Source organism: Streptomyces sp. NBC_00989 (assembly GCF_045162655.1).
GTDB lineage: Bacteria > Actinomycetota > Actinomycetes > Streptomycetales > Streptomycetaceae > Streptomyces.
The window spans coordinates 6,325,869-6,340,697 of the sequence record NZ_CP108728.1 but is presented as its reverse complement, the minus strand read 5'-3'; the positions used below and the strand labels follow the sequence as shown (position 1 = coordinate 6,340,697).

At 67.8% G+C, this 14,829-nt stretch carries 8 protein-coding genes and 1 pseudogene; 7 read left to right on the top strand and 2 right to left on the bottom strand.

Going from position 1 to position 14,829, the window contains the following annotated elements; all coding sequences use genetic code 11:
* Positions 1-5 precede the first annotated feature (5 nt).
* A complete protein-coding gene (locus OG714_RS28160) occupies positions 6-932 on the bottom strand; it encodes a LysR family transcriptional regulator (protein ID WP_406131982.1) in 927 nt (308 codons plus the stop codon).
* A 157-nt stretch (positions 933-1,089) separates the two neighbouring features.
* Between OG714_RS28160 and OG714_RS28155 the strand changes: the two genes are divergently transcribed.
* The 6 genes from OG714_RS28155 to OG714_RS28130 all read left to right on the top strand — a co-directional run bounded on the left by OG714_RS28155 (position 1,090) and on the right by OG714_RS28130 (position 6,860).
* Positions 1,090-2,346 (top strand): MFS transporter, encoded by a 1,257-nt coding sequence (locus OG714_RS28155; protein ID WP_406125069.1) that lies wholly within the window; start codon positions 1,090-1,092, stop codon positions 2,344-2,346.
* The gene (locus OG714_RS28150; RefSeq protein WP_406125067.1) at positions 2,343-2,822 is read left to right on the top strand and encodes a GNAT family N-acetyltransferase; all 480 of its coding nucleotides are present in this window, start codon (positions 2,343-2,345) and stop codon (positions 2,820-2,822) included. Before OG714_RS28155 ends, OG714_RS28150 begins: the two co-directional genes overlap by 4 nt.
* A gap of 125 nt (positions 2,823-2,947) precedes the next feature.
* The gene (locus tag OG714_RS28145) at positions 2,948-3,976 is read left to right on the top strand and encodes a DUF4037 domain-containing protein (protein ID WP_406131981.1); all 1,029 of its coding nucleotides are present in this window, start codon (positions 2,948-2,950) and stop codon (positions 3,974-3,976) included.
* 317 nt (positions 3,977-4,293) lie between these two features.
* Positions 4,294-5,301, top strand: coding sequence for a hypothetical protein (locus OG714_RS28140; RefSeq protein WP_406125066.1), 1,008 nt, complete (start codon positions 4,294-4,296; stop codon positions 5,299-5,301).
* A gap of 301 nt (positions 5,302-5,602) precedes the next feature.
* Positions 5,603-6,172 (top strand): TetR/AcrR family transcriptional regulator, encoded by a 570-nt coding sequence (locus OG714_RS28135; protein ID WP_406125064.1) that lies wholly within the window; start codon positions 5,603-5,605, stop codon positions 6,170-6,172.
* Positions 6,173-6,233: 61 nt separating this feature from the next.
* Entirely contained in the window at positions 6,234-6,860 is a 627-nt protein-coding gene (locus OG714_RS28130; protein WP_406125062.1) for a DUF1349 domain-containing protein, read from the top strand.
* A 581-nt stretch (positions 6,861-7,441) separates the two neighbouring features.
* On the opposite strand, the pseudogene OG714_RS28125 reads toward OG714_RS28130, so the two are convergent.
* A pseudogene (locus OG714_RS28125) lies at positions 7,442-7,977 on the bottom strand (LLM class flavin-dependent oxidoreductase); the annotation flags it as partial.
* A gap of 798 nt (positions 7,978-8,775) precedes the next feature.
* Between OG714_RS28125 and OG714_RS28120 the strand changes: the two are divergent.
* Positions 8,776-14,814, top strand: coding sequence for a DNRLRE domain-containing protein (locus tag OG714_RS28120; RefSeq protein WP_406125060.1), 6,039 nt, complete (start codon positions 8,776-8,778; stop codon positions 14,812-14,814).
* Positions 14,815-14,829 lie beyond the last annotated feature (15 nt).

The following is a 14,829-nucleotide window of genomic DNA, read 5'->3' as shown; positions in this document are numbered from 1 at the left end:
GGCGCCTATGCCCAGGCCGGTGTCCAGGTCTCGGCGTCGGAGAGGTCAGAGCGGGTCGAGCCGAGGTGATCGCGGAGGGCGGCGAGCCCGGGATGCCGGTTGTCGCGGTGCCGGACGAGGGAGTGCGGGTAGACCGGGGTCGGATTCCGTACGGCGATGCGCCGCAGGTCGTGACCGGCGGGCCAGACCAGGCGGGTCTGCTCGCCCACGAACGTCGCCAGCGAACGCGAACCGGCGATGGTGTCCAGCAGCGGCTCCACCCCGAAGTCGGGCCCGGTGCTCTCGATGGTGAGCCCGAACGCGGCGGCGAGCGCGTCGTAGTACGCGGCCCACTCGGTACCGGGGACGAGGCCGGGCATCCAGATCCGCTGCCCGACGAGATCGGCCGGGGTGACGGTCCGCGCGGCGGCGAGTGCGTGGGCCGGGCCGGTGAGGAGCTGGACGGGTTCGTCGAAGGCCCGGCTGACCTCGATGTCGTCGGGGAGCCGGCGGCCGGTCATGGTGACGGCGCGGAAGGACGCGTCGACCGTGCCGGAGCGGATGGCGTCCACGGCCGTGTCGGCGTCGAAGAGGGTCACGACGTCGAGTTCGATCTCGGGGCGGGCGCGATGGAAGTCGCGGAGCAGGCCGGCCGGGGCGAGTCCTCGGCCGATGACGTCGACGCGCAGCGCGCGGTGGCCGGGCCGGACGGAGGCGTAGGCCCGCGCCTCGGCGCGCAGCAGTTCGCGGGCGTGCGGCAGGAACGCCCGCCCGTCGACGGTCGGTTCGGCCCCGCGCGGGGTCCGCGCGAAGAGCCGTACGCCTACGGCCCGCTCCAGCGCGGCGACCCGCTTGGAGACGGCCTGCTGGGTGATCGACAACTCCACGGCGGCGTCCTGGAAACGGCCCGCGTCCACGATGGCCACGAAGGTGCGCACAGCGTCGAGATCCACGTCGGCGACGATACTGGCGCCCACTGACAATCACTCCTCACCAGCCGACACAACCAGAGGTTGTAACCTCGCGGCGCGTCGGTTGTTTGACCGGCGAGGGTGCCCCTGGGTTGGATCCCTGAGGTCAACGCGGGGTGGTTCGACCAAGGGAGTGCGAGTGGGCAGGCGAGCGCTCGGGCGCCGGTTCGGCTGGCTGTGGGCGTCGTTCGCGGTCAGCTCGTACGGCACCGGGCTCGGGTTCGGCGCGTTCTCCTTCATGGCGATCCTCGTGCTGCACTCCGGGCCGACCCAGGTCGCGGTGCTGGCCGCCTCGGGACGGGCGGTGGGGGCCCTGGTCGCCGTACCGCTGGGGCCGTGGGTGGAGTTCCGCCGCAAGCGGCCGGTGATGATCGCGATGGACCTGACCCGGTTCGCGGCGCTGCTGACCGTCCCCGTCGCCTACGCGCTCGGCGGGCTCACCTTCGTCCAGCTCCTCGTCGTCTCCGTCACGGTCGCCGCGGCGAACATCGCCTTCAACGCGGCGAGCGGCTCGTACCTGAAGTCGCTGCTGCCACGGGAGGACCTGCTGGTCGCGAACTCCCGCTTCGAGTCGACGACTTGGACGTCGACCATGCTCGGACCGCCGCTCGGCGGGGTCGCGATCGGACTGTTCGGCCCGGTGACGACGGTGGTCGCCGACGCGGTCAGCTATCTGCTCTCGGCCCTCGGCATCCGCGCCATCGGCGGCACGGAACCGCGCCCCGAGCGGAGCGGTGCGCCGCGGCTGCGGGCGGGCGATCTGCTCGACGGCTGGCGCTACATCCTCGCCCACCCCACCCTGCGCCCGCTGCTCCTCAACGCGATGATGGTCAACGGCCTGATCATGGCCGCCGAACCGCTGCTCGCCGTACTCCTGCTGGGTCACCTCGGCTTCTCTCCCTGGCAGTACGCCCTCGCGCTCGCGGCCTCCTCCGGTGTCGGAGGCTTCGTCGGCTCCCGCCTCGCCCGCCCGCTCGCGGCCCGGTTCGGGCAGCACAGGGTGATGCTGGTCTCCGGGGTACTGCGCGCTTGCTGGCCGGTCGGCCTGGCGTTCGTCCGCCCCGGAGTCCCCGGGATGCTCCTCGTGATCGCCGTCCAACTCGGCCTGGTGACCTGCATCGGCGTCTTCAACCCGCTGCTGGCCACCAGCCGCCTCGAACAGACCGCCCCCGACCGGGTCGCCCGCACCCTGACCGCCTGGTCGATCAGCACGAGCACGGCGATCGCGGCGCTGACGGCCGCGTGGGGACTGCTGGCGGCGGCGACCACCCCGCGCACGGCGATCGCGCTGGCCGGGGTCCTCCTCCTGGCCAGCCCCTTCCTCCTCCCCCGCCGCGAGCACACTCCCCCCACCGAGCCCGGCAAGGACCCGAGCCCGTCTACCCTCTCGGCATGATCCGCACCGCGACCCCCACCGACATCCCCGTCATCCACGCCCTGATCCGCGAACTCGCCGCCTACGAAAAGGAACCCCAGGAGGCTAGGGCGACCCCGGAACAGCTCCACGAGGCCCTCTTCGGCCAACACCCCGGCGCCTACGCCCACATCGCGACCGACGACACCACCGGCGACCCGATCGGCTTCGCGCTCTGGTTCCTCAACTTCTCGACCTGGCGCGGCGTCCACGGCATCTACCTGGAGGACCTGTACGTCCGCCCCACGGCCCGCGGCGCCGGCCACGGCAAGGCCCTCCTCACCGAACTCGCCCGCATCTGCGTCGACCGCGGCTACGAACGCCTGGAGTGGTCCGTCCTCGACTGGAACCGCCCCGCCATCGACTTCTACGAGGCGCTGGGCGCCCGGCCCCAGGACGAGTGGACGGTGTACCGGCTGACGGACGGCGCGTTGAGGGAGTTGGGACAGCACCGGTGACCGGTGGTCCACCTGCCCGCCTGCCCGACTGGGCGCCCGCGTCCGGGAGTTGATGAGCGACGGCGGAAATTCGCGCGCACGATCATGTGAAGACTGGGCAGGGTCGGGGCATGAGCTTCACGAATATGCCACCTTTCTTACCGGGCCTCGAACTCTCCCGCCGTTTCTACACAGAAGCCGTCCGCCCCCTCCTTGAGGACGCCGCCCCCGACATCCCGCACTCCGCCGCCCGCATCGGCAGCGGCTCCGAGGTCCTCGGCTACGACACCCCGCGCTCGACGGACCACGAATGGGGCCCGCGTCTCCAGTTGTTCCTCCGCCCCCGGGACGTCCCCCGCCACGCGGGCCGCATCAGACACCACCTGGCCGAGCACCTCCCGAAAACCTTCCACGGCTACCCGACGAACTTCGCCCCGACGCCGGACGGCGACGTCCGAGTCATGCGCACCACGACCGGCCCGGTCCACCACAGAGTCGAAGTAACCCACACCACGGCATGGTTCAAGGCGACGCTGGGCTTCGACCCAACCCACGAAATCACCACATCGGACTGGCTGACGACCCCCACCCAACTTCTGGCCGAGGTCACAGGAGGAGCGGTCTTCCACGACGGCCTGCACGAACTGGGCCCCCTGCGCCACACCCTCCGCTGGTACCCCCGAGACGTCTGGCTCCACACCCTGGCCCGCCAGTGGAACCACATCGCCCAGGAGGAGGCCTTCGTAGGCCGCTGCGGCGAGGTGGGCGACGAACTCGGCTCGGCGACGGTCGCCGCCCACCTCACCCGCCACCTGATGCGCCTGTGCCTCCTGATGGACCGCCGCTACCCCCCGTACAACAAATGGCTGGGCACCGCCTTCTCCCGCACAACGGCCGGCCACCGCCTGATCCCCGTCCTCACGGCAGCCCTCTCGGCCACGGACTGGCACACGAGGGAAAAACACCTCACCTACGCCTACGAAGCGATAGCAGGCATCCACAACCAACTGAACCTGACCGACCGCGTAGACCCGACCACCCGCCCGTACCACTCCAGACCGTTCCGCGTCCTCCACGCCGACCGCTTCACCAGAGCCCTCACGGCCCGCATCACGGACCCGACCTTGAGAGAACTCCCCGACGCCATACGAAAGCCCGGGCCGGATGGAGCCTGACCTGTGCGTTTCTCGCGGAGCCCCCTGTCGGATGCGAAGCGACGAGCTACGCATTACAAGACCACGAGTGATCATGCTCTCTGGTGCCGCGCCGCGCTGCTGAGTGATGTTCGGCCTGATCAGAGGATGTACGGCTGGTTGGTTTTCCTGTGGCGCCTTCAGGTGCCCGCCATACCGGTTGTGGCAGCCCTACAAGTCTCGGAGGATGCCCGCCGGGAGATCACCAGCAAGGCGCCCGAGTCGCCGGCGACCAGCCGGAGTCGGTCGCCTGGAAAGCGTTCGTCACCCGTCGTCCAGCGCCGCTAGCCTCGCCGGTCATGGGAGCACGAGCGCAGTACGTGGTGGTCGAGGACGGCGCCTGGCAGCGGTACTACTCGCACTGGGCCGCCAACCGTGTGGTTGACGATCTGCTGCCCGGTCCGGCCGCGGCGACACGCTGCTTCCGCGCCAACCGGGAGATCGACGAATGGCTCGACGACGTGTGGTGCGAGGGTGCCGCACTCGTCGACCACGACCGCCACATCCTGCTCTGGTTCGCCTTCGCGGACAGCTGGGCCGACTGCATGGCCGCCCGCGCCGTACTGGCCCGGACCTGGCCCGGCTGGGACGTCCGCTTCGCGCACGACGGCATGGGCGATCTGACCCACCACCTGGGACTCGGCCGGGACCTGACCCGCTCGCCGGGCTGGTTCGAGACCTTCGAACCTTCCTGGTACGCGGACACCGACAGCACCGAGCCCTGGTCCGTCGTCTCCCTGCGCCTGCCCGACGGAAGGGTGCGCGCGTGGGGCAGCGGTCGGGAGCCCGTCGAACACGTCGCCGACGGCCCCGGCCTGATCGGCCTGCTCGTCGCATCGCCGACCACGCCTCCGCCCACGGAAATGCCGTACGGCGGCGCCCATTTCGACCCGCAGACCCGCACCGTCTCGCTCTGGGCCGTACAGACCGTGGCCGGCATCCACAACTGGCCGTTGCCGGGCTGGGAGGACTGGGCCCTGGACTTCCGCGGCGACGACCACACACAGCAGGCCGGACTGCTCCCCACCGACTTCCCCTTCCCTCAGCCCCCGCTCGCGGTCGCGCTGACGAGACTCCGCGAGGGCCTCGGCACCCTGCCACCCGACAACGGCCCGCTCCTGGCCCGCGCCACAGCCGCGTCCGGTCCAGAGGGCACCACCCCCGTGATCAACCCCGCCGCGCTGATGCCGCACGAACCGGCCGATCCCACACCAGCCGAACTGGCCGCGCTACGTACGGCACTCGATGCGCTGGTCGCGGAGGCGGAGGCTGAGACGGAAACGGAGACGGAGACAGAGGGGAACTGACCAGCACCTCATGGACTCCCATGAGCCGGACCGGACCCCACTGCGGCCATCTCATCGGCATGCGCGACGCCGTCTGGGCGGCCGGTGCGGGTGCCGCGGTCGACGACGATGGGATGGCCTTGTACTGGGCGTCGACGCGCAGCGGATCGGCGATGAGACCTGCGCATCCTCACGGCCGACATGGACAGGGTTTGATGCTGCGCATCACACCGCCGTCAGATCCGGCCTTGTCGTACGAACGTTCTTATGGTCCGGTGAGGCAAGTCGCAGCAGGGTGCCAATCGCGGGGAGTTCCGAGCCGATGAGTGCCGTATCGCGGCGAACCGAGCCGCAACGACGAGACCGCATCCTGGCCGTGACACTGGACACCATCGAGGAGCGGGGGCTGAGCGGCGCGACGTACCGCACCATCGCCGCGGCAGCCGACGTGCCTCTCGGGTCGATGACCTACCACTTCCCGAACCGGGACGATCTGATCTTCATCGCGTTCGAGCGCTTCGCGAACGATCTCTTCTCACCGCTCGACGAGTCCATGGGAGATCTCGAACCCGGCGAGGACCCTCGTGAGCGCCTCGTCCGGATGATCGTCACGGACTCCCGCGACCGCAGGCGCGACATGGTCCTGCTGGCCGAACTGTACGTTCTGGCGATCCGCGACGACCGCTACGCCGAACTGATGCGGCAGTGGATGCGACGTGCCAAGGACGCCATCTCCCGCCACGTCCACGGCGTCAGCGGTCACGTCATCGACGCCGTGCAGGAAGGCATCGGCCTTCAACGGTACTTCCTGCCACAGGAGTTCACCGAGGACGTCGTCCGCCGCACCCTCCACGACCTCATTCCCGAAGCACACAGGGCCCGCACGCCTTGAACCGGACATCCGCGTTCCGGCGTTGCGGCTTGCCCATGGTCAGCCCGCAGGAGGAAACGACATGACCATCACCCGTACCGTGCCCGGCCTACCCTTCACCCTCTCGCCGTCGTCCGACGAGGCGTGGACCATCGACGAGGCGACCGCCACGCTGACAGCCGCGGCGGCCGCTCACAGCGACATCTTCATCGACCCGGGAGCGGACTCTCAGCTCAACGCCGAGTCCATGCTCAACGCCGCGACCTTGCTCGGCGTCCCACCGGAGGGTGACTTCCAGTTCAGCGCACGCGTCACCGTCGACTTCGAGTCCACCTTCGACGCCGGCGTACTGCTCCTGTGGCTCGATGACCGCAACTGGGGCAAGCTCTGCTTCGAATTCTCTCCCGACCGCGAACCCATGATCGTCTCCGTGGTCGCCCGCGGAGTCGCGGATGACGCCAACGCCTTCGTTGTCGACGGCCGGACGGTGTGGCTGCGCGTCTCCCGAATCGATCACGCCTTCGCCTACCACGCATCCCTCGACGGCAAGACCTGGCGGATGATCCGCTTCTTCACCCTCGACGGCACATCCACGCCCGCCTCCATCGGCTTCGAGGCACAGTCGCCGACCGGTGACGGCTGTGCGGTCACCTTCGACGACATCCACTTCACCCGCGAGCGCCTGCACGAACTGCGCGACGGCTCGTGACTCAGTCCGTTTTCAGCTGGTTGACGTCGCCGCATGCGCCACAGAGACAGGAAGCCCTGCCGCCGGGCGCGACGGCAGGCCACCGGGACATCGACGGCCGCTGAGCCGCCGGAGCCTGACGTTTCGTCTGGTCATCGCGGCATTGTCCGGACGCCACAAGCCCGCGGCCCCAAGTACGCCTGTGACCGCACGGCAGATCGGAACCCATCCGCACGACCGCTGCACGCTCGACCACCACGCCGAACCCGGATCCCAAGGCACCACAAACAAGAAACCCCAGGTCAGAGTCCTGACCCGGGGTTTTCCATGGAGCCCCCTGCCGGATTCGAACCGACGACCTACGCATTACAAGTCCGGGCGGGATCTTGCTGGGTAGTTCTGGACACTGACTTGGTGTCCGAAACCACCAGGTCAGGACAGATTCACTATGGGGCGCGGTCCACCTCAGGACAGCTCCTGCCACACCGTCCGCTCACGCATCGCTCACGCAGACAGACGCACTGACCTGCAGTGTCAGTAACGAGCCGGTCAAGGTCCATCCCTAACTGCATGCGCAAGAATGCAGCACTGCGTCAGTGCAACTACGAAAGTCCCTCGGCGGCGGTGAGCTCGAAGACCGCCTCGTCGGCCGCGAAGTCCGAGTCCGAGACGGGCCAGTGAATGGCGATCTCCGTGCCCATTTCAGCGTGCGTACCCACGAAGTCGACGAACGCGTCAAGGGACTCCAACGGGGCGCTGACGGTCTGGCGTGAAACCGGTGAGCAGGATCTTCAGTATGGCGTCGGAGTCGCGCCCGATGTCGGCACACGACTTGCCCAGCTTCTCGATCTGGTCCCCGATCGACCTGCGGGACTCCACAGGCGTGCCTGACTCGAAGAGCTTCGGGTCGTCCGTGGTCACCCATGCCTGCCCGTGCCGGGCCGCGAGCTTCAGCCCGCGCGGGCCGGTGGCCGCCACCGCGAACGGCAGTCGGGGCCTCTGAACACATCCCGGGATATTCCCCGCCTCGTGCGCCGAGTAAAAGTCCCCGCCCTACGAGACCGAGTCCTAGGTGGAGCAGCCGGTCGAGGAGCGGCACGAACTCACCGAAGCGGTCGGCCCGTTCGCGCGGCGTCCACAGCTACTGGCCGAGCGCACGCCACGCGGCTCCCCTCGTTCAGCGGCGACACGGGAGGAACACGGTGTGCAAGCGCAGACTCATGTCTCGAAGCCTACGGCGATGCTCGGCGAACCTGAGACGCCTAGCACTTGGCACCACCGCCCCTGGGCTTGGCCTCTGGGTTCAAGTCTCTTCCTCGGGCAGAGCCTCGCGCCTCCGGACTTTCCACATGACCAACCTGAGTACGGAGTGGGAGCGGTGTCGGCAACCAGGAGCTTCGGATTCATTACATTTTAGCCAGGTCTCCCTTTATATCTTGGAAAAGTTTCTATGCGCCTCTGAAGCCATCTTTATGCCTTCACGACAAGCGAGATGCAGTTTCAAATTTGGACATTAGTCGTGTTTGCGACATCTCGACGGACCGGCAATCCCATTGATTTGATGGCTACTTGACTTGGTCATGGGTTTACCCCAACCCAGGCGACCCTTGCCAGACAACGGCCTTTGCCCTCCGTGAAGATTCAGTTCGTTTCTGTTGACCTAGAGCGTGAACATGCCAGGAAGGAACTGATTTTGCGTCACAGACCCGTGATCCTCGTCAGATCACGTCCCAGACGTGTGCGCCGGTCGCACCGTCTGCGTCAGATAGCCATCGGCATCGTGATGGTCATGGCTGCCGAGACAGCCTTAGTAGCTCAAGACAGCGGGCTCGCATTCGCTGCCACCACAGCCAGCACGGCATCGGAGTCCACCGCGTCCGACTCCGCCACGGCGTTTGGTCCTGCGGAGGCGCAGGATGAGGCGTCGGCAGTGCTGATGGCCCGTCTGCAGGACCGGAAGATCGAGGTGTTGTCCGAGCGTGCGACCGACTCGACCACGTATGCCCTGCCCAGCGGCGAGCTGCAGACAGAAGCGTACGCGGGTCCGGTGCGGGTGAAGCGGGACGGTGTCTGGAAGGACATCGACACGTCCTTGTCCGACACGGGTGCGGACTTGACGCCTCAGGCCGCAGCCGCGGACATCACGGTTTCCGACGGCGGGGACACGCAGCTGGCATCGGTGACCAAAGGCAAGGAGTCCTTCGGGCTGGGTTGGGAGGACAAGTTGCCCACCCCGGAGGTGAAGGACAGCACGGCCTCCTACGACCTGGGCAGCGGCCAAACCTTGTCCGTCACCGCACTGGCTCAGGGCTTCTCGGAGAACATCGCACTCGCCCAGCAGCCGGACGGGGATGCGGTGTCGTACCGGATCCCGCTGAACTTGGACGGGCTGGAGCTGTCCCAGGCCGACTCCGGGCACCTGCTGCTCAAGAACGGTGACGGAGATCTGGTCGCTGAGGCGCCGGCCCCGATGATGTGGGACGCCTCGAAGGACGCAGCATCGGGTGAATCTGCGCACCAGGAGCAGGTCTCCACAAAGGTCGAGGCCGCGTCGGACGGTTCGCAGACCCTCGTCCTCACCCCGGACAAGGACTTCCTGGCGACCGCGACCTACCCAGTGACGGTGGACCCGACCTCGACGCTCGCGGTGACCACGGACACCTGGGTGCAGACCCCGGACTACCCCGACTCGCAGGTCTCCTCGCAGGAGCTGAAGTCGGGCACCTACGACGGCGGCACGGACACGGCCCACTCGTACCTGAAGTTCGACGTGTCGAAGTTCACCGGCAAGCACATCACCGCGGCCACCATGTCGCTGTACAACTACTACTCGGCAACCTGCTCCACCTCCGGAGCCGCCACGCAGGCCCGCCGCATCACCTCCACCTGGTCCTCGTCGTCGATCACCTGGGCAGCCCAGCCGTCGACCACCACGACCGGAATGGCGACCAACACCGGGCACTGGGGCTACGACTCGTCCTGCGCCGCCAACTGGTCCAACTGGAACCTGCAGACGATCACGCAGGCGTGGGCCGACGGCTCCACGAACTACGGCCTGCAGATCCGCAGCGCGGACGAGACCGACTCCACCACCTGGCGCCGCTTCCGCTCGGCGAACTACACGACCTCCGGCTATGCACCGAAGCTGGTCGTGACCTACAACTCGTACGCGACGACGAGCGCGCTGGCGATCTCGCCGAGCTCGGTGAACGCCTACAGCGGCAAGCAGTATGTGACGACCTACACTCCGACGGTGTCGGCGAAGGTGACCGACGCGGACGGCTCCACGGTCAAGGGCCAGTTCGAGATCACCAACGACCCGTCGTACAGCGGTGAGACCTCCTACTCCTATACCGGAACCTCCGCCTCGGTGGCCTCCGGCGGCACCGCGAAGCTGACCATCCCCAGCGCGAGCCAGCTAGCCGGAGCGCACCTGCGCATGCGGGTGCGCGGCTACGACGGCACGGATTACGGGGCCTGGTCGTCCTACATCTACTTCGTGCCGAACGTCGCCAAGCCCACCGCCCCGACGATCTCCTGTGACCCCTACAGCGAGAACACTTGGACGGCAACGGCTGACAACGGTGCGACCTGCACCCTGGACACGTCCTCGACGGACGGCATGGGCTTCTACTGGGGCCTGGATGACTCCTCCATGCCCAAGCGGGTCTACGACACCACCGACGGCAACGGCGGTGACCCGCTGACGATCACGATCAAGCCGGGCGAAGACTGGCACACGCTGTACGCCAAGACCGTCGACTCCGGCGGCAACCTGTCCACCACCTCGACCGAGTACAAGTTCGGCGTCGGCGCCGACGGTGCCGCGATAATCACCCCGGCCGACGGCGACCGCCCGGCGCGACGGGTGGCACTGGCCGCGACCGGCAAGACCAGTTACACCGGCGTGACCTACCAGTACCGGCGGGGCGAGACCGACGGCTGGACCACTGTGCCGCTGGCCGACGTGACGAAGAACTCCGACGGCTCCCCGGTCACCGCCTGGCCGCTTGCCGCACCCACCGGGCAGCCTCCGGCGCTGACCTGGAACATCACCACCAGCCTGGCAGAAGACGGCCCCATCGACATCCGGGCCTCCTTCACCGACGGGACCACCACCGGCTACTCCCAGCCGGTCACGGTGAATGTCGACCGCGAGGCGGGAGACGCTCCCACACAGGAGGTGGGCCCGGGTGAGGTGAACACGCTCACCGGAGACTTCGTCCTGACCGAGTCCGACACCTCGGCGTTCGGACTGAGCGCCACGCGCACCACCTCGTCCCGTCGGGCCACCAATGACACGGGGATCGAGGGGGAGGCGGCGATCTTCGGCCCCGACTGGATCTCAGGCATCACCTCCGACGTGACCGGCTCTGACTGGAGCAGTGTCCGCCAGACGTCCTCGACCTCTGTGGAACTGCTCGACTCCAGCGGGGTCGGCGTCGGCTTCACCGCCACCAGCGGCGGCGGATGGCAGGCGGCGCCGGGGTCGGAGGACCTGACCCTGACAGGTTCGCTGAGCGGCTCCTTCACACTGAAGGACCACGACGGTACGACCACGACCTTCGCGAAGGTGGATCCGGCAGCTACCGCCTGGCAGGCCGCCACCTCGTACCGGGCGACATCCGACTCCACCGTCACGATCGTCTCGGAGAAGGTGGTGTCCGGGAACCAGACCCTGGCCCGCCCGAAGTCGGTGATCGCCCCGAACTCCGCGGTCTCCTCCAGCACATGCGCCACCAACCTGGCGACCAAGGGATGCCGGGCGCTGGAGTTCATCTACGCCTCCACCACCACTGCGACTTCCACCGTCTTGGGCGACTTCGCCGGGCAGGTGAAGGAGATCCGCTTGTGGTCGACCGAGCCGGGTGCGGCTGCGTCGACCGCCAAGTCCGTGGAGATGTACCGCTACGACGACGGCGGACGACTGCGCGAGGCATGGAATCCGCAGATCAGTCCGGCCCTGAAGACCCAGTACAGCTATGACAGCGCTGGCCGGGTCACCGGGCTCACTCCGCCTGGCGAGCTGCCGTGGACCTTCGCCTACGGCACCGCCGGAAACGCCGCCACTGCCGGCAGCGGCATGCTCCTGTCCGCTTCTCGCCCGACGCTGGTGGCGGGGTCCGCGACCCAGACCGACGGCGGAACCGCCGCCGTCAACCTGGTGTACGACGTGCCAGTCAGCGGCAGCACGGCCCCCTATGCCATGGGTACCACGGACGTCGCGGCCTGGGGTCAGACGGATGTGCCGACCGATGCCACGGCCATCTTCCCGCCGGACGCGGTCCCGGCCTCGCACGACGGCCGCGATCTCACCGCCACGGCGTACCAGCGCGCCACCATCAGCTACGCCGACGCCTCCGGGCGCGACGTCAACACCGCTGCCCCAGGTGGGCACATCACGACCACGGAGTTCAACCACCTCGGGATCGTGGTGCAGGAGCTGACTGCCGCCAACCGGGAGCTGTCTCTGGCAACGGACGGTGACGGCCTGGCCGAACTCACCCGTCTGGGCATCAGCGACGTCACGACCGCAGAACGCGCGCAGGCGCTGTCCACGACCCACGTGTACAGCACCGACGGGCTGCGCGAGCTGGAGGCGTTGGGCCCGTTGCACCTGGTCACCCTGGTCGGGGCTCTCCCTGCCGGCAGCGGTGGCACGGACCTGGCGGCAGGCAGCGAGGTCGCGGCTCGCCAACACACCGTGACCAGCTATGACGAGGGCCGTCCCACCGACGGCACCGCGAAGATCTCCAACGTGCCGACCACGGTCACCACGGGCGTACGGCTAGACGGCTATCCGTCCGATGGCGACACCCGCACCGACAAGACCACTTACGACTGGGTCAAGGGCCTGCCCCTCAGCACGATCGAGGACGCCGGCGGCCTGAACATCACCAAGACCACCTCCTACGACGCCCAGGGTCGGGCGGTCAAGACCACTCTGCCCAAGTCGACCGGCACGGACGCCGGCGCCACGGTAACCACGTACTGGTCTGCGAGCGGCACCGGCGCCTGCAATGGGCGGCCGGAGTGGGCCGATCTGATCTGCTCCATCGGCCCGGCCGGGGCCATCACCGGCGGGGGCTCCAACCCCAGCCAATTGCCCACCAAGACCCTCCAGTACGACGGGTACGGTCAGGCGGTCACGGTGATCGAGACGGCCAACGGCGTCACCCGCACCACCTCCAGCACTACTGACGCGGCGGGCCGGATCACCGGAACCACTTTCACCGGTGGCACGGGCACAGCAGTGCCGGACACCACCACCACCTTCGACCCGACCAACGGCCAGGTGGCAACCAGGTCGGCCAACGGCAAGACCATCACCACCGTGTTCGACATGCTCGGCCGCCAGCTGAGCTACAACGACGGCGCGGGCAACACCCAGAGCGCCCAGTACGACCAACTCGACCGACCGGTCAAGTTCACCGACTCGGCGCCGTCCACCACCACCTTCGCCTACGACTCCGCGACGGAGCCACGCGGTCTGCCCACGTCCATGACGGACTCAGTCGCCGGAACTTTCAGCGTCACCTACGGGGCCGATGGGGAACCGCTCACCGAGCACCTGCCCGGCGGATACACCGTCACCAGCGGGTACGACGAAATCGGCTCGGACACCTCGCGGACCTACACCCGCGACAGCGACGGCGCCGTTCTTCTCGCCGACGAGGCGGACTACTCCGTCCACGGTCAGGTCGTCCATCACACCGGCACCGTCGGCGACACGACAGAACAGGGATACAGCTACGACAAGGTCGGCCGACTGACCCAGACGAACGACACCGCGGCGGACGGCTCCTGCACCCGCAGGGCCTACACCTTCGACAACAACACCAACCGCACCGGTCTGGCGACCAGCACCAGCACACCTGGCGGAGCCTGCACCGACACTGATGCCACCACCACCAGCAGTACCTACGACAGTGCCGATCGACTGAGCGCCACCGGCGTCAGCTATGACGCCTTCGGCCGCACCTCTACCGAGGCAAACGGCACCGTCATCGGCTACTACGTCAACGACCTGGTCCACCAGCAGACTCTCGGAACCAATCGTCAGACCTGGGACCTGGACGCCGCAGGCCGTCTCGCCTCCTGGACCACAGAGACCCAGAACTCCGACACCAGTTGGAGCCAGAGCGGTAGCAAGACCAACCACTACGGCTCGGACAGCGACAGCCCGTCGTGGACGGCTGACAACACCAGCGGAACCATCGCCCGGAATGTCCGAGGCATGGACGGTCAACTCCAGGCCATCACCACAGCCACGGGCGACACCGTGCTCCAACTCACCAACCTCCACGGCGACGTGAACCTCCAGCTCCCGCTGGACACCACCAAGAGCCCGACTGTCCTTCGTCAGGACGAGTACGGCAACGTCGTGGCCGACAGCCCCACCACCGCGTACGGCTGGCTCGGCGGCGCGCAGCGCTCCAGCGAGACTCCCAGCGGAGCAGTACTCATGGGTGCCCGGCTCTACGATCCGACTCTGGGGCGTTTCCTCTCGGTCGACCCGGTCGCTGGAGGAAACGCGAATGCCTACGACTACTCCCTCGCCGACCCCGTCAACCGGGTCGACCTCGACGGAAGGTGGAGCCGGTGGCATACCTCGTACCGGTTCTTCGGTAAGATCATCGGCCACAGCTGGTCCTACTGGGATTGGTATGGCTGGGACGCGGGGTGGCACGTCGGATCGTCGGTGCGGGTCTACTTCAACTGGTGGGCCACCAAGAAGATCGCGAACGAAGGCCCCTACGCTCTGACGTTTTACGGGTTCTTCGCTGCCATCCTCGCCGCCATCAATGTGTACGTGGGGCTTTTCGCCGCCCTCCTGGGTGCCTACGCAGCCCTCATCGCATGGTGGGCCTACCGGGCCAAAGAGCGGAATAAGTGCCTCAAGGTCTTCGCAACGGCCAAATGGGTGGCGTACTACTGGGCCGAGTACTCATACCCGGTCTACTACAACTGCTGATCCCGTAAGCCCACT